The following is a 22,995-nucleotide window of genomic DNA, read 5'->3' as shown; positions in this document are numbered from 1 at the left end:
CGCGAGGCCTGTACGAGATCGGACAGGCACCAGGGAGATGGTTCATGTACGTGATTCCGGATCGGCTGGAGCTGCTGACGCCAGGCCAGATGGCCCTGGTGGACCGCGCCGCGGCCGCCGCGTCGCCGGACGGACTCTACCGTCTGATGGAGAATGCAGGCCGGGCGGTCGCACGGGCGGCGATGCGGGCGGGTCCTCGCTGTCGCACGCTGGTGCTGTGCGGGCCGGGGAATAATGGCGGCGACGGCTATGTGGCCGCGCGGTTGCTGGCGCAGGAAGGATGGCCCGTCGCTGTCGCCAGCCTGGCATCGCCACGGGCCGGTAGCGCCGCCGAGCGGGCCGCAAGCCTCTGGCAAGGTCCGTTGGTGCCGTTCGAGCCGCTGGAGGCGGCGCGGGCCGGCCTGGTGATCGATGCAGTGTTCGGCGCCGGCCTGACGCGACCGGTCGAGGGCGTCGTTGCCGAAACCCTGGCGGCGGCCCGGCGCGTCCTCGCAGTGGATATGCCGAGCGGAGTCGATGGCGAGACCGGGGCCGTCCTCGGCTTTGCACCGGCGGCGTGGCTGACGGTAACGTTCCACCGGGCCAAGCCGGGACATTTCCTGCTGCCCGGACGCGAACGGATGGGCCGGCTCGAGATCTGCGACATCGGCATCCGGGGGCCGCACGCCGGTGTCGAGGTGAATGCCTGGCTCAATGCACCTGGGCTGTGGCGGCTGCCGGAGCTTGGGGTGGAAGCCCATAAATACACGCGCGGCGTGGTGAGCGTGTGCGGCGGTGCACAGATGACCGGTGCCGCACGGCTGTCCGCGGCCGGAGCACGTGGGGCCGGGGCCGGGCTGGTGCGGATCGCCGCCGAACATGGCGCAGACATCTATCGCGTCGGCGAACCGGGGCTGATCGTGGACGAGGAGAAGCTGGAGCGGCTGCTCGAGGATCAGCGAAGGAAGGTTTGGGTCTGCGGTCCTGGCCTCGGGATGGACGAGGTGCGCAATGCCCTGCCGGCTTTGCTGGCCGCGGGCAGGCAGGTGGTGGCCGATGCAGGGGCACTGACCGGGGCGGCCGGTGAGCAGGATCGGCTTCGTGGTGTGAGCATCGCGACGCCGCATGCCGGCGAGTTCCGGCTGGTGTTCGGCGATCCGGGACAGGACCGGGCCGGCGCGGCGAGACGGGCAGCTGCGCTGTTCGGCGGAGTTCTGGTGCTGAAGGGCCCGGATACCATCGTGGCGGCCCCGGATGGCCGGATCTCGGTCAACGACAATGCGACCGCCTGGCTGGGAACGGCGGGGTCGGGCGATGTGCTGTCCGGGATCACGGCAGCCTGCCTCGCCTCGGGGATGGCGCCGTTCGAGGCGGCGTCCGCGGCGGTATGGCTGCATGGGCAGGCCGGGACGCTGGCGGGGGAAGGGCTGCTTGCGGAGGATCTTCCACGACATCTGCCGCAAGCCTGCCGACTGGCACGGGAAGCAGTGCGCGGGCTGGCTTGATCGGGCCTGCACACAGGAACGCGTAGCGCTGCGGACTTGCCTCGTTTCGAGGCGTAAGCTAAAGGCCCGCGCTCGCGGAAGCGGGTCTGGGATCCAGAGCGGGCGTGGTGAAATTGGTAGACACGCCAGATTTAGGTTCTGGTGGCGCAAGTCATGGGGGTTCAAGTCCCTCCGCCCGCACCAGACCCTGCCTTGGCCTCCGCCCCTGCCCAACGTCCGGCGACCAGCCCCAGCAGGGTCTCGTCGGGCACTTCGTCTGAACACGAGAGGATTGCCTGGCTCATGCAGGTCACTGAAACCCTTAACCAGGGTCTGAAGCGCGGCTTCACCGTGGTGGTGCCGGCAAGCGAGCTGGAGATCAAGCGTCATGCGAAGCTGACCGAGCTCGGTCGCACCATGAAGCTGGCCGGTTTCCGGCCGGGCAAGGTGCCGATGGCGATCGTCAAGCAGCGCTACGGAACAGCCGTGACCGGCGAACTGCTCGAGCAGACGGTCAACGACGCCACGCGCGACCTGATGACCGAGCGCGGCCTGCGCCAGGCCTCGCAGCCGAAGGTCGAGCTGGTGAGCAACCTCGAGCAAGCCGGCGTCGTCGATCTCGAATTCACGGTCGAGCTGGAACTGCTGCCCGAGATCACGCAGCCCGACCTGACGCAGCTGACGCTCACCCGCCTGAAGGCCGAGCCGGACCAGGCAACCGTGGACAAGGCGCTGGCCGACATCGCCAAGCGCCAGCGCAGCTTCGAGACGATCGATGAAGTGCGCGCCGCCGCAGTGGGCGAGATGCTGACGGTCGACTTCCTCGGCAAGGTGGACGGCGTCGCCTTCGATGGCGGCACCGCCGAGGACGTGAATGTCGAGATCGGCGGCCAGGGCTTCATTCCCGGTTTCGCCGAGCAGCTCGACGGGCTGGTGCCCGGTGAGAGCCGCACGATCGAGGTGACCTTCCCCGAGGATTACCAGGCGACCGAGCTGGCCGGGAAGGCCGCGACCTTCGACGTGACCGCCAAGGCGCTGAAGCGCCCGATCGAGCCGGCGCTCGACGACGATCTCGCAAAGCAGATCGGTTTCGAGGGGCTGGAGCAGGTCCGCGAGGCGCTGTCCGGCCAGGTGAGGCAGGAATACGAGCAGATGTCGCGGATGCGCATCAAGCGCGACCTGCTGGACCAGCTTGCCACGCAGACCGACTTCGAGGCGCCCGAGGGCATGGTCGAGGGCGAGTTCGCGTCGATCTGGTCGCGCGTCGAGCAGGACCTCAAGGCAGGGCGGCTGGACGACGAGGACAAGGACAAGGACGAAGCCACGCTTCGCTCGGACTATCGCAAGATCGCCGAGCGTCGGGTGAAGCTGGGGCTGTTGCTGGCCGAGATCGGCCGTGCCAACGGCGTGACGGTGACGTCGGACGAGATGGTGCGGGCGATGCGGGCCGAAGCCGGCCGCTATCCGGGCCAGGAAGCGCAGGTGATCGACTTCTTCCGCCAGAACCCGCAGGCAGCCGAGACGCTGCGTGGGCCGATCTTCGAGAACAAGGTCGTCGACTACGTGCTCGAGCTCGCCAAGGTCGAAGAGAAGATCGTGACGCCTGAAGAACTCGCCGAAGTCCCGCCCGCGGAACTCTGAGGCTTCCAACGGTCATGCCTCCGCACCATCTAGACGGTGCGGAGGCTCCCGGGCTGGCACAGGCGCGTTTAATCTCTATCTTGTTCTGAATGGAGATTGGCGTCGACCGGGCAGGCGGGAGCCCATAGGCGTCAGCAATCGAAGCCGGATCGTCCGGGGTGTTACGCCCCTGGCGTCGGCGACCTCAGGTCAGGATACGAGCAGATGTGGGACCGTTCTCCCCTCGAAATCTACAATAGCGGCCTGGTGCCGATGGTGGTCGAGCAGACCTCACGCGGCGAGCGGGCCTTCGATATCTATTCGCGGCTGCTGCAGGACCGGATCATCTTCCTGACCGGGCCGGTCTACGACCAGGTTGCCGCGGTGATCTGCGCCCAGCTGCTTCACCTGGAAAGCGTCAACCCGACGAAGGAAATCTCCTTCTACATCAACAGCCCAGGCGGCGTCGTGTCGGCCGGGCTCGCGATCTACGACACGATGCAATACATCCGCAGCCCGGTGAACACCCTCTGCATCGGCCAGGCGGCGTCGATGGGATCGTTGCTGCTCGCGGCCGGTGCCAAGGGCAAGCGCCTCGCGCTTCCGAATGCCAGGGTCATGGTGCATCAGCCGTCCGGCGGCGCCCAGGGCCAGGCCAGCGACATCGAGATCCAGGCCAAGGAGATCCTCTATCTCCGCCAGCGGCTGAACGAGATCTACGAGGTCCATACCGGCCAGACGCTGGAGGAGATCGAGCGCAAGCTCGAGCGCGACAGCTACATGTCGGCCGACGAGGCGCGCCAGTTCGGCATCGTCGACGAGGTCCTGCAGAATCGCCCGGTGCCGGTGGCCGAGGATATGACCCGCAGCTGACGAAGCCGGGGTTAACGCGATCGGGTTGGGATGAAGGTGGCAGGATGGCCACCCGCATCCCATCTCAAAGACGCGGTAGATAAGCTGGTCCATCGGGTCGGGCACTGCGGATCTGGCTGCGCTCCGATAGCGCTACGCACCCTGTGGTTGCACGATCGGATGATCCGGCTGATCCTCCGTACTTGATGAATTTTCTGGGGCAGGTCTAGTCTTCCCAGCTGGACCCAAGGGCGAAGCGGCAACCGACCGCCGCCCGGGGTAGGAGTGGCCATGAGCAAGTCGAGCGACTCGAAGAATACGTTATACTGCTCGTTCTGCGGCAAGTCGCAGCACGAGGTCCGAAAGCTCATCGCCGGGCCGACCGTCTTTATCTGCGACGAGTGCGTCGAGCTCTGCATGGATATCATTCGCGAGGAGCATAAGACCCACCTCGTGAAGTCGAGGGACGGGGTTCCGACGCCGAAGGAGATCTGCAAGGTCCTGGACGACTACGTGATCGGCCAGTTCCACGCCAAGAAGGTGCTCTCGGTCGCGGTTCATAACCATTACAAGCGCTTGGCTCATGGCGCCAAAAACAACGACGTCGAGATCGCCAAGTCGAACATCCTGCTGGTCGGTCCGACCGGCTCGGGCAAGACCCTGCTCGCGCAGACCCTTGCCCGCATCCTCGACGTGCCATTCACCATGGCGGATGCGACGACGCTCACCGAGGCCGGCTATGTCGGCGAGGATGTCGAGAACATCATCCTGAAGCTGCTGCAGTCGGCTGACTACAACGTCGAGCGGGCCCAGCGTGGCATCGTCTATATCGACGAGATCGACAAGATCAGCCGCAAGTCTGACAATCCGTCGATCACCCGCGACGTGAGTGGCGAGGGCGTGCAGCAGGCCTTGCTGAAGATCATGGAAGGCACCGTGGCGTCCGTACCGCCGCAGGGCGGGCGCAAGCATCCGCAGCAGGAGTTCCTGCAGGTCGATACGACCAACATGCTGTTCATCTGCGGCGGCGCATTCGCCGGCCTGGAAAAGATCATCGGGGCACGCGGCCGAGGTGCCGGGGTCGGTTTCGGCGCGCACGTGCAGGCTCCCGAGGAGCGCCGTACAGGACAGATCCTGCGCGAGGTCGAGCCCGAGGATCTGCTGAAGTTCGGGCTGATCCCTGAGTTCATCGGCCGTCTGCCGGTGGTGGCGACACTCGAGGACCTGGACGAGCAGGCGCTGATCGAGATCCTGACCAAGCCGAAGAACGCCCTGGTCAAGCAGTATGCCCGCCTGTTCCAGATGGAGGGAGTGAAACTCAGCTTCACCGAGGACGCGCTCAAGCACATCGCAATCCGGGCGATCGCCCGAAAAACCGGCGCGCGAGGGCTCCGTTCGATCATGGAGGCGATCCTGCTCACCACCATGTTCGACCTGCCTGGACTGGAGAACGTCGACGAGGTGGTGATCAACCGGGACGTTGCCGAGAGCAAGGCGAACCCGGTGTTCGTCTATGGACAGGAGCGTCCAGCCGAGCAGTCGGCCTGATCTGCAGGCCGGCTGTCACGATCATGGCCACCTCTTGTCGGGTCGGGTGGCCATGACGACATGCTTCATGGAAATGCCATGATGCAACATCATGGTTCTTCAGTGGCCTGACGCGCCGTTTCGGGCGTCATGCCACGGACTGTCCTTCAGGAGGTCAAGATGGTGAAAGACACCGACGGCAAGCCGGAAGGCTTCGATACAGAAGATACCGACACCGAGGGCGCGGACGAGACATTGCCGGCGGTCGATCCCGCACCGGCGGCGGTGGAGACCGAGCAGGCGGCTTCCGCCGAGGTCCAAGCGGACGGTTCCGGTTCGTCCAGGGCGCTTGGCGAAACCACTTTGGCGGTACTGCCGCTCCGCGACATCGTCGTGTTCCCGCACATGATCGTTCCGCTCTTCGTCGGCCGCGAGAAGTCCGTGCGGGCCCTGGAGGCGGTGACCAAGGAGGACAAGCAGATCCTCCTGGTCGCGCAGAAGAACGCGGCTCAGGACGACCCGACCGCCGACGACATCTATCGATGCGGCACCGTCTCAACGATCCTGCAGTTGCTGAAGCTGCCCGATGGCACTGTGAAGGTGCTGGTCGAAGGCGGCCGGCGCGCGCGGATTCGCGAGTTCTGCGAGACCGAGAGCCATTTCGAGGCGGTTGTCGAGGAGATGCCCGAGGAGGCGCCTGCCGAGGGCAGCGAGGTCGAGGCGCTCGGGCGCACCGTGGTCAGCCAGTTCGAGCAGTACATCAAGCTGAACAAGAAGATCGCGCCCGAGGTGCTGGTCTCGCTGAACCAGATCGAGGAGCCGAGCAAGCTGGCCGATACGATCGCCAGCCACCTCAATCTCAAGATCTCGGAAAAGCAGGAACTGCTCGAGACGCTGCCGGTCGGTGAGCGCCTGGAGCGGGTGTTCGCGCACATGGAGGCCGAGATCGGCGTGCTCCAGGTGGAGAAGCGCATCCGGAACCGCGTCAAGCGGCAGATGGAGAAGACCCAGCGCGAGTACTATCTGAACGAGCAGCTGAAGGCGATCCAGAAGGAGCTTGGGGACGGCGAGGACGGCAAGGACGAGACGTCCGAACTCGAGGACAAGATCAAGAAGACCAAGTTCACCAAGGAGGCGCTCGACAAGGCGACCGGCGAGCTCAAGAAGCTGCGCGCCATGAGCCCGATGTCGGCAGAATCAACGGTGGTGCGGAACTACCTCGACTGGATGGTGTCGATCCCCTGGAAGAAGCGCTCCAAGGTCCGCAACGACCTGCTCGAGGCCGAGAAGGTCCTCGATGCCGACCATTACGGGCTCGAGAAGGTCAAGGAGCGGATCCTCGAGTACCTGGCCGTGCAGAGCCGCGCGAACAAGCTGAAGGGGCCGATCCTCTGCCTGGTCGGACCACCCGGCGTCGGCAAGACGTCGCTGGGCAAGTCGATCGCCAAGGCGACCGGCCGGAACTTTGTGCGGATGTCGCTTGGCGGCGTCAGGGACGAGGCCGAGATCCGTGGCCACCGGCGCACCTATATCGGCTCGATGCCCGGCAAGGTGATCCAGGGCATGAAAAAGGCGAAGAGTTCGAACCCGCTGTTCCTGCTCGACGAAATCGACAAGCTGGGCGCCGATTGGCGCGGCGATCCGTCATCGGCACTGCTCGAGGTGCTGGATCCGGAGCAGAACAGCACGTTCGCCGATCATTACCTCGAGGTCGATTACGACCTGTCCGACGTGATGTTCGTGACCACGGCGAACAGCCTGAACATGCCGCAGCCGCTGCTGGACCGGATGGAGATCATCCGCATCCCTGGTTACACAGAGGACGAGAAGGTCGAGATCGCCAAGCGCCACCTCCTGGCCAAGCAGACGGAGGCTCATAGCCTCAAGCCTGACGAATGGTCGCTATCGGACGACGCGCTGCGCGAGTTGGTGAGGACCTATACGCGTGAGGCCGGTGTGCGGAACCTCGAGCGCGAGATCGCCAACCTGGCCCGGAAGGCGGTGAAGGAGATCGTCACCGGCAAGGCCAAGAAGGTGACGATCACCAAGAAGAACCTCGAGAAATACGCCGGCGTGAAGCGCTACCGGTATGGCGAGGCCGAATCCGAGGACATGGTCGGCGTGGTGACCGGCCTGGCCTGGACCGAGGTAGGCGGCGAGATACTGACCATCGAGAGCGTCATGCTGCCCGGCAAGGGCCTGGTGAAGACGACCGGCAAGCTCGGTGACGTCATGCAGGAGAGCGTGTCGGCTGCATTGTCCTATGTACGGAGCCGCTCGATCAATTTCGGGATCAAGCCGACCTTGTTCGAGAAACGCGACATCCACGTGCATGTCCCGGAGGGGGCGACACCGAAGGATGGGCCCTCGGCCGGCATCGCCATGGCGACGTCGATCGTGAGCGTCATGACCGGGATCCCGATTCGTCGGGATATCGCGATGACCGGCGAGATCACGCTGCGCGGGCGCGTGCTGCCGATCGGGGGCCTCAAGGAGAAGCTGCTGGCGGCGATGCGGGCCGGGATCACGACGGTGTTCTTCCCGAAGGACAACGAGAAGGACATCGCGGAAATCCCGGAGTCGGTGAAGAAGTTCATCAAGCTGATCCCGGTTGCCCACGTGGACGAGGTCATCAGGCAGGCCCTGGTGCGGAATCCGGAAGCCATCGAGTGGGAAGAGCCGGCTGAGCCGGTGGCGGCCCCGGTTGCTGCCGGCGTGAGTCCGTCGTTGCCGCATTGATCGGCTGGTGAGGAGCGGGTGGGTATGTGCCCGTTTCTCACCGTGCGTTCGTTGACGGCGGAGAACGGAGGTCGTTAATCTCCGGTCTGTCTGGCGATGCCGGCGTCCTCGTATCGTGGCGTCACGGCAAGCGGGCTCAAAATATGGGCCACGCAACGTGGCACCACGACCGATCAGGGAAGGCCGCCCATGGAGAAGCCCCTCAACAAGCAGGAGTTGATTTCTGCGGTCGCAGACGAGGCCGACCTGCCGAAGGCCAAGGCAGGCGCAGTCGTGGATGCCGTGTTCGCGGCGATCGAGAAGGCGCTGCGGAACAAGCAGGAAGTTCGGCTCGTCGGGTTCGGCACGTTCGTGACTGCGGCACGGAAGGCGGCAAAAGGCCGCAATCCGCGCACAGGGGAGGAGATCGATATCCCCGCCTCGACATCGGTCCGTTTCAAGGCGGGCAAGACCCTGAAGGACGCAGTGTCCTGAACTGCGTGATGACGCTTCCCTGATTTGGAGGCGGACCAGGGGCGGTTAGCTCAGCGGTAGAGCGTCTCGTTTACACCGAGAGGGTCGGCGGTTCGAAACCGTCACCGCCCATTCCCCACTCGTCTCCGGTTCGCTCCCCTGTGGAAGAACCGGGGCCACATCACGCTGAAAAAGCCTGCCTTCGCGCCTTGACGCGCCCGGACCCGGCCTTTAAACCGCCGCTCACGCCAGATGCGGGTGTAGCTCAGTTGGTTAGAGCGCCGGCCTGTCAAGCCGGAGGTCGCGGGTTCGAGCCCCGTCACTCGCGCCACTGGCCATCGGATCGATGGCCAGTGCCGCATTCACAACTGGGCGCAAGGCGGGCTTTCAGCCTCCTCCAAATTTTAATGGCGCTCTGCTTTACCTGATCCGAATTCAGGCGTTGTGTTGAGACACTGCTGTTCGGCAGGGAACAAATGCTGCACTGCACCTTGCGATACGCGCTGGTTGGATTAACTTCCTGACAGCGAAGCATCGGTAAGCTGGTTCAGCCGATCCCGGTTCGGACGGCTCAGCGTCCGCTTCATGAGAATCGGTGTCATGCAGACCCTCTTGTCCGACTACTTTCCGATCATGGTGTTCGTCATAATCGCAGCTGCCATTTCGGCCGCGATGCTGGGTGGTTCGTTGCTCGCCGGGCGGCAGAACCCATACCCGGAAAAGGTTGCGGCCTACGAATGCGGCTTCGACGCGTTTGACGATGCCCGCCGCCGCTTCGACGTCCGCTTCTACCTGGTAGCGATCCTGTTCATCATCTTTGATCTGGAGATCGCATTCCTGTTTCCGTGGGCGGTCAGCCTGGGGCATATCGGGCTGTTCGGCTTCCTCTCCATGCTCGGCTTCCTCGGCGTGCTGACAGTGGGTTTCGTCTACGAGTGGTGCAAAGGCGCGCTGGAGTGGGAATGATCCGGTCATGAGTGATAACCAGACGATCTCGAACCCGGACGGCATCGTCCATACGCCGGGCATGTCGGCCGAACATCAGCATGTAGCCTGGAATCGCGAGGCCCTGACGCCGGGGCCGGCGCAAGACGCCGTGATCAAGGGCATCACCGGCGAAATCACCGAGAAGGGCTTTGTCGTCGCGAATGTCGACAAGCTGGTGAACTGGGCACGGACCGGTAGCTTGTGGCCGTTGTCGTTCGGCCTAGCCTGTTGCGCGGTCGAGATGATCCACGCGTTCATGCCGCGATACGATCTCGATCGTTTCGGCATCATTCCGCGTGGAAGCCCGCGGCAGGCCGACGTGATGATCGTGTCCGGCACGCTGACCAACAAGATGGCGCCGGCCATGCGTCGGATCTACGACCAGATGGCCGAGCCGCGTTGGGTGATCAGCATGGGAAGCTGCGCCAACGGCGGCGGCTACTACCATTACTCCTATTCGGTGGTCCGTGGCTGCGACCGGATCGTGCCGGTGGATGTCTACGTGCCGGGATGTCCGCCGACCGCGGAAGCCCTGGTCTACGGGATCCTGCAGTTGCAGAAGAAGATCAGACGGACGGGGACCATTCTGCGTGGTTGAGCTTGCTGGGCGGCTGGGATCGCTCGCTGTCACGCTGGCGACCGGTTTCACGGGCATCCAGTCGGCAGGGGTCGAGAAAGGCGAGTTGGTCGTCCGTGTCGAACGCGACTCGCTGGTCGGCCTCATGACGGCGCTGCGGGACGACAAGCGGTTCGCTTTCCAGCAGATGATGGATCTGTGCGGAGTGGACTTTCCCGAGCGCGAAGAGCGGTTCGACGTGGTCTACAACCTTCTCTCGGTCACGCTGAACCAGCGTTGCCGGGTGATCGTCACCACCAATGAGACGATCCCCGTGCCGTCGGTGCACACGATCTGGTCGGCTGCCACCTGGTGGGAGCGCGAATGCTACGATCTGTTCGGCGTCCTGTTCTCCGGACAGCCGGACCTGCGCCGGATCCTCACCGACTATGGGTTCGAAGGGCATCCGTTGCGCAAGGACTTCCCGCTGACCGGATACGTCGAGGTTCGCTACGACGTGGATCGCCGGGCGGTGATCTATGAGCCGGTCAAGCTGACACAGGATTTCCGAAACTTCGATTTCGTGTCCCCCTGGGAAGGCATGATGACGCTGCCCGGGGACGAAAAAGCCCACGAGGGACGCCAGGGAATCGTAGCGGGTCCGCCGGGGCAGGCGCGTTCATGAATGGGCTTGCATGCCCGATCGGGAGCTCTAGACGATGAGCGACATCATCCTGCGTGAAGACATCCCCGACACGATGCAGCCCGACCAGGCTGGCGACGGGCGCAGCGTCAAGACGGTCGAGATCGACAGCCATTCGTTGAATTTCGGTCCTCAGCATCCGTCTGCGCATGGCGTGCTGCGGCTGGTGCTGGAGATGGACGGCGAGGTCGTGACGCGGGCGGTGCCGCATATCGGCCTGCTGCATCGCGGGACTGAGAAGCTCATCGAATACAAGACGTACATGAAGGCGCTGCCGTATTTCGACCGGCTCGATTACGTGTCGCCGATGTGCGAGGAGCAGGCGTTCGCGCTTGCGACGGAGAAGCTGCTCGGCATCGAGCCGCCGGACCGGGCCAAGTGGATCCGGACGATGTTCGCCGAGATCACGCGCGTGCTTAACCATTTGCTGAGCGTCACGTCGTTCGCACTCGATGCGGGCGCGCTGACACCGGCACTCTGGGGCTATGAGGAACGCGAGAAGCTGCTCGAGTTCTACGAGGCTGCGTCCGGCGCACGGTTCCATGCCAACTATTTCCGCCCGGGTGGAGTCGCGCGCGATCTTCCGCTCGGACTGACGGATCGCATTGCCGCATGGGCGACGGATTTTCCTAAGTTCATCGACACGCTTGAATCCATGCTGACGAACAACCGGATCTGGAAGCAGCGGACGGTCGGCATCGGCGTGTTCACCTCGGAACAGGCGCTCGACTGGGGCTTCAGCGGTCCGTGCCTGAGAGCGTCCGGTGTTCCGTGGGACCTGCGTCGTTCGCAGCCCTACGACATGTATGACAAGGTCGAGTTCAACGTGCCCGTCACGCGAAACGGCGACTGCTATGACCGGTACCTGATCCGGGTTGCCGAGATGCGCGAGAGCGTGCGGATCGTCGAGCAGTGCCTGGCGCAGATGAGGCCGGGCCCGGTGAAGGTGCAGGACACCAAGATCTCTCCGCCGTCGCGCAAGGACATGAAGCGCTCGATGGAAGCCCTGATCCATCATTTTAAGCTGTTCACCGAGGGGTATCACGTGCCGCCGGGTGCGACGTACACCGCGGTCGAGAGCCCCAAGGGCGAATTCGGCGTGTATCTCGTGGCGGACGGCAGCAACCAGCCGTATCGGTGCAAGATCAGGTCGACGGGCTTCGCGCATCTGCAGGCGCTCGACGAGCTTTCCAGACGGCATATGCTGGCCGACACGGTCGCGATCATCGGGTCGCTCGATCTCGTGTTCGGCGAGATCGACAGGTAATCAGATGTCTGGTCATTTTTCAGCCGAGAATATCGGCCACGGTCAACCGGGGCACGCGCCGCGCAAGGCTGAGGGCCATCAGCCGACGCACTTCGCGTTCGATGAACACAGCAATTCGGAAATTGACGTCATCCTTGCCCGGTATCCCGAGGGACGCCAGGCAAGCGGGGTGATTCCCCTGCTGTATATCGTCCAGAACCAGATGGGCCGGGAGACCGGTAGCGCCTGGGTGCCACGGGTTGCCATGGACGCGGTTGCGCGCCGGCTGTCGATGCCGCCGATCCGGGTCTATGAGGTTGCGACCTTCTACCTGATGTTCAACACCAAGCCGATCGGGCGCTACCACCTCCAGGTCTGCACCAATACCCCGTGCTGGCTGCGCGGATCGGACGACGTGGTCGCGGCCTGCAAGACGGCCGGCGGCGTGAGCGGATTCGGGGAAACCAGCGCGGACGGCTTGTTCACCATGACGGAAGTCGAATGCATGGGGGCGTGCGCGAACGCACCGATGATGCAGGTCAACGACGATTACTACGAAGATCTGGATGGCGACCGCACACGCGATCTGATCGACGCGCTAAAACGCGGCGAGAAACCGGAACGCGGTCCGACCATCGATCGCTTCAATTCGGCGGCCTTTGGCGGCCGTACGACATTGCTGGATGATCTGGGTGACCGGTCTGCCGATGGCCAGCCAGGCAACATGCCGGAAACGGTTTAAAGAGCGGACATCATGCTGAGCGACAAGGACCGGATCTTTACCAACATCTACGGCCAGAACGACTGGCACCTCGCAGGCGCTCGTGTGCGCGGCGATTGGGACGGTACGACGGCTATCCTGGCGCGCGGCCGTGACGGGATCATTGCGGAGATGAAGGCGTCGAACCTGCGCGGCCGTGGCGGCGCCGGGTTCCCGACCGGTCTGAAATGGTCGTTCATGCCGAAGGTGTCGGACGGACGCCCGTCGTATCTCGTGATCAACGGCGACGAAAGCGAGCCTGGGACCTGCAAGGATCGCGAGATCCTGCGTCACGAACCGCACAAGCTGATCGAGAGCGCACTGATCGCCTCGTTCGCGATGGGAGCACACACCGCCTACATCTATGTGCGCGGCGAGTATTTCAACGAGACGAGCCATCTGCAGATCGCGATCGACGAAGCATACGACGCCGGCCTGATCGGCAAGAATGCAAGCGGCTCCGGCTGGGACTTCGACTTCTTTATTCACCGTGGTGCAGGCGCCTACATCTGCGGCGAGGAAACCGCGCTGCTGGAGAGCCTCGAGGGCAAGAAGGGCCTGCCGCGCATGAAGCCGCCGTTTCCGGCGGCGATGGGCTTGTACGGCTGCCCGACGACGGTCAACAACGTCGAGAGCATTGCTGTCGCGTCGACCATCCTGCGCCGCGGCGGTAGCTGGTTCTCGTCGCTGGGCCGTCCCAACAATGCCGGCACCAAGCTGATGTCGGTGTCCGGCCATGTGAATCGTCCATGCGTGGTCGAGGAAGAACTCGGCATGCCGATGCGCGAGATCATCGAGCGGCATGCGGGCGGTGTGCGTGGTGGCTGGGACAACCTGCTGGCGGTCATTCCCGGCGGTTGTTCGGTGCCGGTACTGCCTGCGTCCACCTGCGCCACGGTGCTGATGGATTTCGACAGTCTCCGTGCAGAACGATCGGGCCTCGGCACCGCCGGCATGATCGTGATGGACCAGTCCACCGACATCGTCAGGGCGATCGCCCGGTTCGCGCGCTTCTTCAAGCATGAGAGCTGCGGCCAGTGCACGCCGTGCCGGGAAGGCACCGGCTGGATGATGCGCGTGATGTACCGGATGGTTGAAGGTCGTGCCGAGCCCGAGGAAATCGACATGCTCGAGCAGGTGACCAGGCAGGTCGAGGGTCACACGATCTGTGCGCTCGGCGATGCGGCCGCCTGGCCGATCCAGGGGCTGATCAGGCACTTCCGTCCCGTGATGGAAGAGCGCATCAGGTGGTACAAGATGGCACATGGCGCGGCTACCCTCGCGCCGACGCCCGATAACCTGCCTGTTCCCATGGCGGCGGAGTAGCAACCATGGCGCGGGTCACAGTGGACGGGATCCAGGTCGAGGTAGCGAACGGTTCGTCCGTGCTGCAGGCCTGCGAAGCTGCGGGCAAGGAAATCCCCCGCTTCTGCTATCACGAGCGGCTGTCGATCGCCGGCAACTGCCGCATGTGCCTGGTCGAGATCGAGAAGGCGCCGAAGCCGGTTGCATCGTGCGGCTACCCGGTCGCCGACGGCATGGTGGTCAAGACCGATACCGAGGTCGTGCGCCGTGCGCGCCGTGCGGTCATGGAATTCCTGCTGATCAACCATCCTCTGGATTGCCCGATCTGCGACCAGGGCGGCGAGTGCGACCTGCAGGACCAGGCCTATTCGTACGGTGCCGATCATTCGCGCTACGCCGAGAACAAGCGTGCGGTGCAGGACAAGTATCTCGGTCCGTTGGTCAAGACCGTGATGACGCGGTGCATCCAGTGCACGCGGTGCATCCGGTTCGCCTCCGAAGTGGCGGGGGTGCCGGAACTTGGTGCCACGTCGCGCGGCGAGAACATGGAAATCACCACGTACGTCGAGAAGGCGCTGACGTCGGAACTGTCCGGCAACCTGATCGACATCTGCCCGGTCGGCGCGCTGACGTCGAAGCCGTACGCATTCGTGGCGCGGCCGTGGGAGCTCAAAAAGACCGACAGCATCGACGTGATGGATGCGACGGGGGTCAATATCCGGATCCATGCCCGTGGACCGGAAGTCCTGCGTATCCTGCCGCGGACAAACGACGAGGTGAACGAGGAATGGATGGCCGACAAGGGCCGATTCTCGTTCGACGGGTTCAAGCGGCGCCGGCTGGACCGGCCGTGGGTGCGGGTGCATGGCAAGTTGCATCCGGCAAGCTGGCAGGATGCGTTCGTGTCGATCGCGCGGCGGCTCGAAGGCGTCAAGGGCGAGCGGATCGGGGCGATCGCCGGCGACCTTTGCGACGCCGAAAGCATGGTGGCGCTCAAGGACCTGATGACGGCACTTGGGTCCAATAACCTCGATTGCCGCCAGGATGGCGCGCAATACGACGTCTCCAGGCGCGAGTTCTACACGTTCAATACCGGGATCGTCGGGATCGAGGAGGCCGATGCGCTTCTGCTGATCGGCACCAATCCGCGTCTCGAGGCCCCCGTCATCAATGCCCGCATCCGCAAGCGCTGGCTGGCCGGAAACTTCCCGATCGGGGTGATCGGCGCGGCAGGACCTGACCTCACCTACGACGCGACCATGCTGGGCGACCGGCCATCGGTGCTCGCCGGTCTGCTCGACGGGGCGATCGAGTTCGCGGAGGTGCTGAAAAACGCCAAACGTCCGATGATCGTGGTCGGGCAGGCGGCGCTGACCCGCGACGATGCCGGAGCGGTGCTGGCGGCGGTCTGGACGCTGGCGGAGCAGGTCGGTGCGCTCAAGGCGGACTGGCACGGTTTCAATGTGCTGCATCATGCGGCGGCCCGCGTGGCGGCGCTCGATCTGGGCTTCGTGCCCAAGTCGGGCAGCCGGTCGGTTGCCGGGATGATGAGCGGCGGTGTCGAGGTTCTGTGGTTGCTCGGGGCAGATGAGATCGGGCCGGCCCGGATTGGGCCGGACACGTTCGTGATCTATCAGGGCCATCATGGCGATGCTGGCGCGGCCCGGGCGGACGTGATCCTGCCCGGTGCTACCTATGCCGAAAAATCAGGGACTTACGTGAATACCGAGGGTCGCGTCCAGCGCGCGTTCCAGGCGATCTTCCCGCCTGGCGAAGCGCGTGAGGACTGGCGTATCCTGCGGGCATTCTCCGAAGTGGTCGGGCACAAGCTTCCGTATGACGATATCGAGGGCGTGCGCCGGCGCCTGGCCGAGGTGAATCCGGTGTTCGCGCGCCAGGGCCTGCCGCGCTTCGGCGCGGTGCAACTTGCCGGCCCGGCCGGCGACGCGACGGCGATCGGATCGGCGCCATTCGGCAGCGTGATCCACGACTACTACCAGACCAATGCCATAAGCCGCGCCAGTCCGACGATGGCGGAATGCTCCCGGGTGTATGTCCATCCGGTCGTGCAGGCGGCGGAGTAGGGCGGTGAACGAGTTCCTGTTCCATACGATCTTCGGCCTGGTCGTTCTGACCGTGCTGGAGTGCCTGGCGATCCTGGTGCCGCTGTTGATGGCGGTGGCGTATCTCGTCTATGGCGAGCGCAAGGTCCTCGGCGCGATGCAGCTCAGGAAAGGTCCGAACACGGTCGGGCCGTTCGGGCTGTTCCAGACCTTTGCCGACGCGATCAAGATGCTGACTAAGGAAACGGTGATTCCGTCCGGCGCCAACCGGGTGCTGTATCTGTTGGCACCGTTCCTGACGTTCGTGCTGGCGATGATGGCTTGGGCGGTGATCCCGACCAACAATGGCTGGGCGATCGCCAACATCAATGTCGGTGTCCTGTATCTGCTCGGAGTGTCCTCGCTTGGGGTGTACGGGATCCTGATCGCCGGCTGGGCCAGCAACTCGAAATACGCCTTCATGGGCGGCCTGCGTTCGGCGGCACAAATGGTATCCTACGAGGTGTCGCTCGGGCTGGTGATCGTCTCGATCGTGCTGATCGTGGGCAGCCTCAACCTGAACGACATCGTGCTGGCGCAGCGCCATGTCTGGTTCGCACTGCCGATGCTGCCGATGTTCGTGATCTTCTTCATCTCTTCCCTGGCCGAGACCAACCGGGCGCCGTTCGATCTGCCGGAAGGCGAGAGCGAACTCGTGGCCGGGTTCTTCGTGGAATATAGCTCGCTGGCATTCGGGCTGTTCTTCCTCGGCGAATACATGAACATGATCCTGATGTCGGCGATGACCAGCATCCTGTTCCTGGGCGGCTGGCTGCCGCCGATCGACATCGCACCGCTCAACTGGGTGCCCGGTCCGATCTGGCTGATCCTCAAGATCTGCTTCGTGCTGTTCATGTTCGTTTGGGTGCGTGCGACCTTTCCGCGGTATCGCTACGACCAGTTGATGCGTCTGGGCTGGAAAGTGTTCCTCCCGTTCTCGCTGGTCTGGATGATCCTGACCGCGGGTTTCCTCATGGCAACCGGGCTGCTGCCCGGCATGCCGCATAATGGTGTCGGCTGATGGCCATGCTCGATCGGACTGCGCGCTCGTTCCTGATGCTGGAGCTGCTCGGCGGCATGGGCGTCACACTGCGTGCGATGTTCAAACCGAAAGCGACCATCAACTATCCTTATGAGAAAGGTCATCTGAGCCCGCGGTTCCGGGGCGAGCACGCGCTTCGCCGGTATCCGAACGGCGAGGAACGCTGCATAGCCTGCAAGCTGTGCGAAGCGGTCTGCCCGGCCGAGGCGATCACCATCGAGGCCGAGCCGCGAGAGGACGGGTCGCGTCGCACCACGCGCTACGATATCGACATGACCAAGTGCATCTATTGCGGCCTCTGCGAGGAGGCGTGTCCGGTGGATGCAATCGTCGAGGGACCGAACTACGAGTTCGCGACCGAGACGCGCGAGGAGCTGATGTACAACAAGGACAAGCTGCTCTCGAACGGCGATCGCTGGGAGACGGTGCTCGCTCGCCGTCTCGAGCAGGATGCACCCTATCGATGATCACCCAGATCGCCTTCTACCTGTTCGCCGCGATCCTGGTCGTATCCGGGGTCATGGTGGTCAGTGCCCGCAATCCGGTTCATGCAGTGCTGTTCCTGATCCTCGCGTTCTTCAATGCGGCCGGGCTGTTCCTGATCGCAGGTGCAGAGTTCCTGGCGATGATCCTGGTCATCGTTTATGTCGGCGCGGTCGCGGTGCTGTTCCTGTTCGTCGTCATGATGCTGGACGTGAACTTCAACCAACTTCGCGAGGGGCTGCAGCGCTATACGCCGGTCGGTGCCGCAGTCGGCGTCGCCTTGTTCGCGGAGCTGGTGTTCACCATCGGTGGCTGGAAGGTCATCCCGGCGATGCATCCGGTCGCGTCCGGGCCGGGCCCGGCCATCAGCAACACCGAGGCACTCGGCCGGTTGATCTATACGGACTACGTGTTCCTGTTCCAGGCGTGCGGGCTGGTGTTGCTGGTGGCGATGATCGGGGCGATCGTGCTGACGCTGCGTGAACGGCCGTCGGCCCGGCGCCAGGATGTGACGCTGCAGCATCTCCGGACGCCAGCGGACACGCTCGAGATGATGTCGTTGTCGATCGGTGACGGGGTACGCGATAGCGGCGGCTTCCTTCGGCCGCACGACGGCTACGGGGCTGTTGCCGCACATGGCAGGGGCACAGCGCCGGAAGACCACCAAGCCGACCACCATCACGGAGCCTGAGCCATGTCGTCTGGGCTGCAAGCGGTCGGGCTGGGACCCTTCCTAACGGTGGGTGCGATTCTGCTGGTTCTAGGCGTGTTCGGGATCTTCCTGAACCGCAAGAACATCATAATCATCATGATGTCGATCGAGCTGATCCTGCTCGCCGCCAATCTCAACCTGGTGGCCTTCTCGGCGGCGCTCGGCGATCTGTCCGGGCAGGTCTTTACCCTGTTCTCGCTCACGGTTGCGGCTGCTGAGGCCGCGATCGGGCTTGCGATCGTCACCGTGTATTTCCGCAATCGTGGCTCGATCCAGGTCGAGGACGTGACACTGATGAAGGGCTGAGATGCTATCGGTTGCCCCCCTGTTCGCGGTCGCGGTGTTCGCGCCGCTGGTCGGCGCCATCATCCCCGGCCTGTTCGGCTGGCTGATTGGCAGACGGTCCGCGATCGTCGCCAGTATACTCCTGATGCTGGTCGCTTCGGTCACCGCGATCGGTGCACTCTGGCTCGGCGTCGTAACCGGCTCGCAGACGATCGCAGTACCGATCTCGACCTGGATCCAGGCAGGCGGATTCCATGCAAGCTGGCAGCTCAGGTTCGACGCATTGTCCGCATCGATGGTGGCGATGGTCACCGTGGTGTCGACGGTGATCCACATCTACAGCATCGGCTACATGAACCACGAGACCACGCCGGTTTCGCGGTTTTTCGCTTACCTGTCGTTGTTCACCTTCGCCATGCTGATGCTGGTCAGTTCCGACAACCTGATCCAGCTGTTCTTCGGCTGGGAAGGGGTGGGGCTGATGAGCTACCTGCTGATCGGCTACTGGTATGACAGGCCGAGCGCCAATGCTGCGGCAATCAAGGCGTTCGTTGTCAACCGCGTCGCGGACCTGTTCTTCATGGTCGGGATCGCGCTCCTGTTCCTGCAATTCGGCACCGTTGCCTACGACAACATCTTTGCGCTGGTCCCGGCGCATGCGGGCGCGGTCTATCACCTGTTCGGCAGCGACCTGCGGGCCTACGAGGTGATCGGCGTGATGCTGTTCATCGGCGCCATGGGCAAGTCGGCGCAGCTTTTCCTGCACACCTGGCTTCCCGACGCGATGGAAGGGCCGACACCGGTTTCTGCGCTAATCCATGCCGCGACCATGGTGACGGCGGGAGTGTTCCTGCTGGCCCGCATGTCGCCGCTGCTGGAATTCGCGCCCGTCACCAAGTTCATCGTGGTGCTGATCGGTGCCAGCACCTGCTTCTTTGCGGCGACCGTCGGGCTCGTGCAGCCCGACATCAAGCGGACGATCGCTTACTCGACCTGTTCCCAGCTGGGCTACATGTTCATCGCGGCCGGGGTCGGAGCGTACCAGGCATCGATGTTCCACCTGACGACGCATGCCTTCTTCAAGGCGCTGCTGTTCCTGAGCGCCGGATCGGTGATCCATGCGCTGTCCGGCGAGCAAAACATGTTCAAGATGGGCGGTCTCTGGCGCAAGCTGCCGATTACCTATGTCGCGATGTGGGCAGGGTCGTTGGCGCTTGCCGGTATCCCGCCCTTTTCCGGCTGGTGGTCCAAGGATGCGATCATCGATGCGGCCTGGACAGCTGGCGGCGTCGGGATTTACGGCTGGGTGCTCGGCGTCGTGACTGCCTTCATTACGGCGCTCTATAGCGGCCGGCTGCTGTTCCTGGTGTTCCATGGAACACCGCGCGACCAGCATCTTGCGGATTATGCGCATGAGAGCCCACCGGTCATTACCGGACCGTTGGTCTTCCTGTCGCTCGGTGCAGTGTTCGCAGGCTGGCTGCTTTACCCGGCTTATGTCGGCGCAGGTCAGGGTGCGTTTTGGAACGGGGCGATCTTCACCGGCCAGGACAACCACGTGCTGGCGCAGCTCGAGCAGCTGCCGTTCCTGGTCACGCTGATACCGACCCTCGCGGCGCTGGCGGGTGCGGCGACCGCGTGGTTCTGCTACATGGCTCGGCCTGAGATCCCGGCTCAGCTCGCGGTGCGGTTCCGTCCGCTGTACCTGTTCCTGCTGAACAAGTGGTATTTCGACGAGCTGTATGGCGCGATCTTCGTCCGGCCCTATCGGGCCCTTGCCCGCGGCCTGTGGCATGTCGGCGACGAGACCGTCATCGACGGCGCCTCGAATGGTCTGGCCCGGCTGACGGCGGGTGGTTCTACCCAGCTTGTCCGCCTGCAGACCGGCTCCATCGCGGTCTATGCCTTCACCATGCTGATCGGCCTGGTGACGCTGATCTCCGTCTTCCTGATCTTCCGGTGATCGGTAAAACCATGATGAACTGGACCCTGGCTCTTCCGGAGATCTTTCTCTCCGTCTGCGGCCTCGCCATCCTGGTGTATGGCGTGCTGCAGAAAAAGATGGAGCCGAGCTTCTCCTGCACCGTGCTTGCGCTGGCTGCCTTCGTAGTGACCGCAGTGCTGGTGCTCCAGGCACCGCAAGGGGCGGGTTATCGCGGGACGTTCGTGAATGACGGGTTTGCCCGGTTCATGAAGATCCTCAGCCTCGCGGGTGGTGCGTTCAGCGCGGTCCTGTCGCTGGACTACAACGTGCGCCAGAAGGTGGATCGGTTCGAGTTTCCGGTGCTGCTGCTGTTCGCGACGGTCGGCACCATGATGATGGCGTCGTCAGAGAACCTGATGACCTTGTATGTCGGCCTCGAGCTGCAGTCTCTGGCGATCTATATCCTGTGCGCCTTCGCGCGCGACGAGCTCACCTCGGCGGAAGCGGGGCTCAAGTATTTCGTGCTCGGGTCGCTGGCGTCCGGGTTGCTGCTCTACGGTATCTCGCTGGTCTACGGCTTTGCCGGCACCATGGAGTATGTCGGGCTGAAGACGGCGCTGACCGGCACCGGCATCGTCCCGGCCGGCCTGGTTATCGGCATCGTGTTCGTGTTCGTCGGGCTGGCGTTCAAGCTGTCCGCGGCGCCGTTCCATATGTGGACCCCGGACGTCTACCAGGGCGCTCCCACATCGGTGACGGCGTTCATGGCCGGTGCTCCGAAGGTTGCGGCATTCGCGCTGCTGCTTCGCGTGATGGCCGGCCCGTTCGGACACCTGGCTCACCAGTGGCAGCTTCTGGTCGAACTGGTCGCGATCATCACCATGATCACCGGTGCCCTGGCGGCGATCCCGCAGACCAACATCAAGCGCCTGATGGCCTACTCCTCCATCGGCCACATGGGTTATGCGATGATCGGCGTCGCGGTCGGCACACCCGAGGGTGCTCGCGGGACATTGGTGTATCTCACCACATACCTGTTCATGACGACCGGCGTCTTTGCCTGCATCATGGCAATGCGCCGGCGCGGGCGTCCGCTGGACAAGATCAGCGACCTTGCAGGGCTGTCGCGAACCGATCCGATGCTGGCGTTGCTGCTCGCAGTCTTCATGTTCAGCATGGCCGGCGTGCCGCCACTTTCCGGGTTTTTCGGCAAGCTCATGGTCTTCGCCGCCGCCGTGCAGTCCGGGCTGTGGACCTTGGCGGTGATCGGCATCCTGACCAGCGTCGTCGGCCTCTATTACTACTGGCGAGTCGTGAAGGTGATGTATCTCGACGCGCCGGACCTGGCGTTCGATCGCCGGGCACCGTCGCTCTCGTTCGTTGCGGGTGCCATGGGTCTGGTGACCGCACTGTTCCTGTTGGTGCTGGGACCGGTGACCACAGCTGCACAGGCGGCGGCCGGCGTGTTGTTCAGGTGAACGCGAGCCTGTCGTGAACGGCGGCCACGATTGGCGCCTCGTCGTCCATGACAGCCTTCCATCGACGTCGGACAGCTGCATCGCGCGGGCGGAAGCGGGGGAAGAGGCGGGCCTTGCCATCCTGGCGCTGCAGCAGACCCGTGCGCGTGGCAGCCGCGGACGGGGGTGGATCGAACCGCCGGCGGGTAACCTGGCGATGTCCGTCCTGCTTCGGCCTGAGGGCGGTTTCGGTCTCCTGGCGCGATGGCCCCTGCTGGCGGGGCTCGCCCTGCATCAGGCATTGTCCCATGACGATCCGGATGGTCGCCTGTCGTTGAAATGGCCGAACGACCTGATGCTGGATGGCTGCAAGCTGGGCGGAATCCTGATTGAACGCGGCGCGAATGACGGCCATGACTGGCTCGTCATAGGCTTTGGCGCCAATCTGCTATCCGCACCTGAGCTGCCGGACAGGGTGGCCGCCTGCATGGCGGAACTCGGGCCGCCGCCGTCGGCACGAGAGGTCGCAGCGCGACTGCTGGTCGGACTGGACGAGTGGATCGAACGTGGCTCGACCCATGGCTTCGCCGCCATCCGGTCCGATTGGCTGGACCGGGCTCATCCGATCGGAACCCCGCTTGCAGTCCGGGACCGTGGGGAGCAGAGAGCGGGATCGTTCGCAGGCCTCAGCACCGATGGGGCGTTGCTGCTGGATGTCGCCGGCTGCGAGCAGCGGATCGATACCGGCGAGATCCTGCTGCTCGGAGGGCATTGAGAGA

The 22,995-nt window shown here is 64.0% G+C and carries 20 protein-coding genes and 3 tRNA genes; all 23 read left to right on the top strand.

The genetic code is table 11. From position 1 onward, the window contains the following. Nucleotides 1-44: 44 nt before the first annotated feature. The 23 genes from HN018_RS11215 to HN018_RS11105 all read left to right on the top strand — a co-directional run bounded on the left by HN018_RS11215 (nt 45) and on the right by HN018_RS11105 (nt 22,991). On the top strand, nt 45-1,484 hold the full coding sequence (locus HN018_RS11215; RefSeq protein WP_171835477.1) for an NAD(P)H-hydrate dehydratase: 1,440 nt from the start codon (nt 45-47) through the stop codon (nt 1,482-1,484). Nucleotides 1,485-1,582: 98 nt separating this feature from the next. Next, nucleotides 1,583-1,667: transfer RNA gene (locus HN018_RS11210), tRNA-Leu, on the top strand. Nucleotides 1,668-1,766: 99 nt separating this feature from the next. After that, nucleotides 1,767-3,104, top strand: coding sequence for a trigger factor (tig, locus tag HN018_RS11205; protein WP_171835476.1), 1,338 nt, complete (start codon nt 1,767-1,769; stop codon nt 3,102-3,104). A 204-nt stretch (nt 3,105-3,308) separates the two neighbouring features. Then, nucleotides 3,309-3,956 (top strand): ATP-dependent Clp endopeptidase proteolytic subunit ClpP, encoded by a 648-nt coding sequence (gene clpP, locus HN018_RS11200; RefSeq protein WP_171835475.1) that lies wholly within the window; start codon nt 3,309-3,311, stop codon nt 3,954-3,956. 270 nt (nt 3,957-4,226) lie between these two features. Next, nucleotides 4,227-5,483 (top strand): ATP-dependent Clp protease ATP-binding subunit ClpX, encoded by a 1,257-nt coding sequence (gene clpX / locus HN018_RS11195; RefSeq protein ID WP_171835474.1) that lies wholly within the window; start codon nt 4,227-4,229, stop codon nt 5,481-5,483. A 159-nt stretch (nt 5,484-5,642) separates the two neighbouring features. Continuing rightward, nucleotides 5,643-8,201, top strand: coding sequence for an endopeptidase La (gene lon, locus HN018_RS11190; protein WP_171835473.1), 2,559 nt, complete (start codon nt 5,643-5,645; stop codon nt 8,199-8,201). Between the two features lie 189 nt (nt 8,202-8,390). Continuing rightward, on the top strand, nt 8,391-8,675 hold the full coding sequence (locus HN018_RS11185; protein WP_171835472.1) for an HU family DNA-binding protein: 285 nt from the start codon (nt 8,391-8,393) through the stop codon (nt 8,673-8,675). Nucleotides 8,676-8,714: 39 nt separating this feature from the next. After that, nucleotides 8,715-8,786, top strand: a tRNA-Val gene (locus tag HN018_RS11180). 122 nt (nt 8,787-8,908) lie between these two features. Next, nucleotides 8,909-8,985: transfer RNA gene (locus HN018_RS11175), tRNA-Asp, on the top strand. A 269-nt stretch (nt 8,986-9,254) separates the two neighbouring features. Beyond that, nucleotides 9,255-9,620 (top strand): NADH-quinone oxidoreductase subunit A, encoded by a 366-nt coding sequence (ndhC, locus tag HN018_RS11170; protein ID WP_171835471.1) that lies wholly within the window; start codon nt 9,255-9,257, stop codon nt 9,618-9,620. A 61-nt stretch (nt 9,621-9,681) separates the two neighbouring features. Beyond that, the gene (locus HN018_RS11165; protein ID WP_171835699.1) at nt 9,682-10,239 is read left to right on the top strand and encodes a NuoB/complex I 20 kDa subunit family protein; all 558 of its coding nucleotides are present in this window, start codon (nt 9,682-9,684) and stop codon (nt 10,237-10,239) included. Next, entirely contained in the window at nt 10,232-10,882 is a 651-nt protein-coding gene (locus HN018_RS11160; RefSeq protein WP_408886710.1) for an NADH-quinone oxidoreductase subunit C, read from the top strand. The genes HN018_RS11165 and HN018_RS11160 overlap by 8 nt, the downstream gene beginning before the upstream one ends. Nucleotides 10,883-10,916: 34 nt before the next feature. Continuing rightward, nucleotides 10,917-12,167: an NADH-quinone oxidoreductase subunit D gene (locus HN018_RS11155; RefSeq protein ID WP_171835469.1), complete on the top strand. Its 1,251-nt coding sequence runs from the start codon at nt 10,917-10,919 to the stop codon at nt 12,165-12,167. 4 nt (nt 12,168-12,171) lie between these two features. Beyond that, nucleotides 12,172-12,888, top strand: a complete 717-nt coding sequence (locus HN018_RS11150; RefSeq protein WP_171835468.1) for a complex I 24 kDa subunit family protein — start codon at nt 12,172-12,174, stop codon at nt 12,886-12,888. 12 nt (nt 12,889-12,900) lie between these two features. Continuing rightward, nucleotides 12,901-14,232, top strand: coding sequence for an NADH-quinone oxidoreductase subunit NuoF (gene nuoF, locus HN018_RS11145; protein WP_171835467.1), 1,332 nt, complete (start codon nt 12,901-12,903; stop codon nt 14,230-14,232). A 5-nt stretch (nt 14,233-14,237) separates the two neighbouring features. Beyond that, a complete protein-coding gene (gene nuoG, locus HN018_RS11140; RefSeq protein ID WP_171835466.1) occupies nt 14,238-16,295 on the top strand; it encodes an NADH-quinone oxidoreductase subunit NuoG in 2,058 nt (685 codons plus the stop codon). 4 nt (nt 16,296-16,299) lie between these two features. Next, on the top strand, nt 16,300-17,334 hold the full coding sequence (gene nuoH / locus HN018_RS11135) for an NADH-quinone oxidoreductase subunit NuoH (protein WP_171835465.1): 1,035 nt from the start codon (nt 16,300-16,302) through the stop codon (nt 17,332-17,334). After that, nucleotides 17,334-17,822: an NADH-quinone oxidoreductase subunit NuoI gene (nuoI, locus tag HN018_RS11130; RefSeq protein ID WP_171835464.1), complete on the top strand. Its 489-nt coding sequence runs from the start codon at nt 17,334-17,336 to the stop codon at nt 17,820-17,822. The genes nuoH and nuoI overlap by 1 nt, the downstream gene beginning before the upstream one ends. Beyond that, nucleotides 17,819-18,529 carry an NADH-quinone oxidoreductase subunit J gene (locus HN018_RS11125; RefSeq protein ID WP_171835463.1) on the top strand — a complete coding sequence of 237 codons (711 nt, stop codon included), beginning with the start codon at nt 17,819-17,821 and terminating at the stop codon, nt 18,527-18,529. The genes nuoI and HN018_RS11125 overlap by 4 nt, the downstream gene beginning before the upstream one ends. Nucleotides 18,530-18,532: 3 nt before the next feature. Further along, nucleotides 18,533-18,856 (top strand): NADH-quinone oxidoreductase subunit NuoK, encoded by a 324-nt coding sequence (nuoK, locus tag HN018_RS11120; RefSeq protein ID WP_171835462.1) that lies wholly within the window; start codon nt 18,533-18,535, stop codon nt 18,854-18,856. A gap of 1 nt (nt 18,857) precedes the next feature. Continuing rightward, nucleotides 18,858-20,798 (top strand): NADH-quinone oxidoreductase subunit L, encoded by a 1,941-nt coding sequence (nuoL, locus tag HN018_RS11115; protein WP_171835461.1) that lies wholly within the window; start codon nt 18,858-18,860, stop codon nt 20,796-20,798. Between the two features lie 14 nt (nt 20,799-20,812). After that, a complete protein-coding gene (gene nuoN, locus HN018_RS11110) occupies nt 20,813-22,237 on the top strand; it encodes an NADH-quinone oxidoreductase subunit NuoN (RefSeq protein WP_171835698.1) in 1,425 nt (474 codons plus the stop codon). Nucleotides 22,238-22,250: 13 nt separating this feature from the next. Beyond that, a complete protein-coding gene (locus tag HN018_RS11105) occupies nt 22,251-22,991 on the top strand; it encodes a biotin--[acetyl-CoA-carboxylase] ligase (protein ID WP_171835460.1) in 741 nt (246 codons plus the stop codon). The last annotated feature ends 4 nt before the right edge of the window (nt 22,992-22,995 follow it).

It is taken from the genome of Lichenicola cladoniae (assembly GCF_013201075.1).
In the GTDB taxonomy this organism is placed as follows: domain Bacteria; phylum Pseudomonadota; class Alphaproteobacteria; order Acetobacterales; family Acetobacteraceae; genus Lichenicola; species Lichenicola cladoniae.
This window is presented reverse-complemented; position numbering and strand designations above follow the sequence as displayed.

Excerpts from the sequence above, each read along its gene's own strand:
- lon (WP_171835473.1), top strand. The coding sequence starts at position 5,643 with ATGGTGAAAGACACCGACGGCAAGCCGGAAGGCTTCGATACAGAAGAT.
- nuoK (WP_171835462.1), top strand. The coding sequence starts at position 18,533 with ATGTCGTCTGGGCTGCAAGCGGTCGGGCTGGGACCCTTCCTAACGGTG.
- nuoL (WP_171835461.1), top strand. The coding sequence starts at position 18,858 with ATGCTATCGGTTGCCCCCCTGTTCGCGGTCGCGGTGTTCGCGCCGCTG.
- HN018_RS11165 (WP_171835699.1), top strand. The coding sequence starts at position 9,682 with ATGTCGGCCGAACATCAGCATGTAGCCTGGAATCGCGAGGCCCTGACG.
- ndhC (WP_171835471.1), top strand. The coding sequence starts at position 9,255 with ATGCAGACCCTCTTGTCCGACTACTTTCCGATCATGGTGTTCGTCATA.
- HN018_RS11150 (WP_171835468.1), top strand. The coding sequence starts at position 12,172 with ATGTCTGGTCATTTTTCAGCCGAGAATATCGGCCACGGTCAACCGGGG.
- nuoF (WP_171835467.1), top strand. The coding sequence starts at position 12,901 with ATGCTGAGCGACAAGGACCGGATCTTTACCAACATCTACGGCCAGAAC.
- clpX (WP_171835474.1), top strand. The coding sequence starts at position 4,227 with ATGAGCAAGTCGAGCGACTCGAAGAATACGTTATACTGCTCGTTCTGC.
- HN018_RS11215 (WP_171835477.1), top strand. The coding sequence starts at position 45 with ATGTACGTGATTCCGGATCGGCTGGAGCTGCTGACGCCAGGCCAGATG.
- clpP (WP_171835475.1), top strand. The coding sequence starts at position 3,309 with ATGTGGGACCGTTCTCCCCTCGAAATCTACAATAGCGGCCTGGTGCCG.
- HN018_RS11125 (WP_171835463.1), top strand. The coding sequence starts at position 17,819 with ATGATCACCCAGATCGCCTTCTACCTGTTCGCCGCGATCCTGGTCGTA.
- HN018_RS11185 (WP_171835472.1), top strand. The coding sequence starts at position 8,391 with ATGGAGAAGCCCCTCAACAAGCAGGAGTTGATTTCTGCGGTCGCAGAC.
- nuoI (WP_171835464.1), top strand. The coding sequence starts at position 17,334 with ATGGCCATGCTCGATCGGACTGCGCGCTCGTTCCTGATGCTGGAGCTG.
- nuoG (WP_171835466.1), top strand. The coding sequence starts at position 14,238 with ATGGCGCGGGTCACAGTGGACGGGATCCAGGTCGAGGTAGCGAACGGT.
- HN018_RS11155 (WP_171835469.1), top strand. The coding sequence starts at position 10,917 with ATGAGCGACATCATCCTGCGTGAAGACATCCCCGACACGATGCAGCCC.
- nuoN (WP_171835698.1), top strand. The coding sequence starts at position 20,813 with ATGAACTGGACCCTGGCTCTTCCGGAGATCTTTCTCTCCGTCTGCGGC.
- tig (WP_171835476.1), top strand. The coding sequence starts at position 1,767 with ATGCAGGTCACTGAAACCCTTAACCAGGGTCTGAAGCGCGGCTTCACC.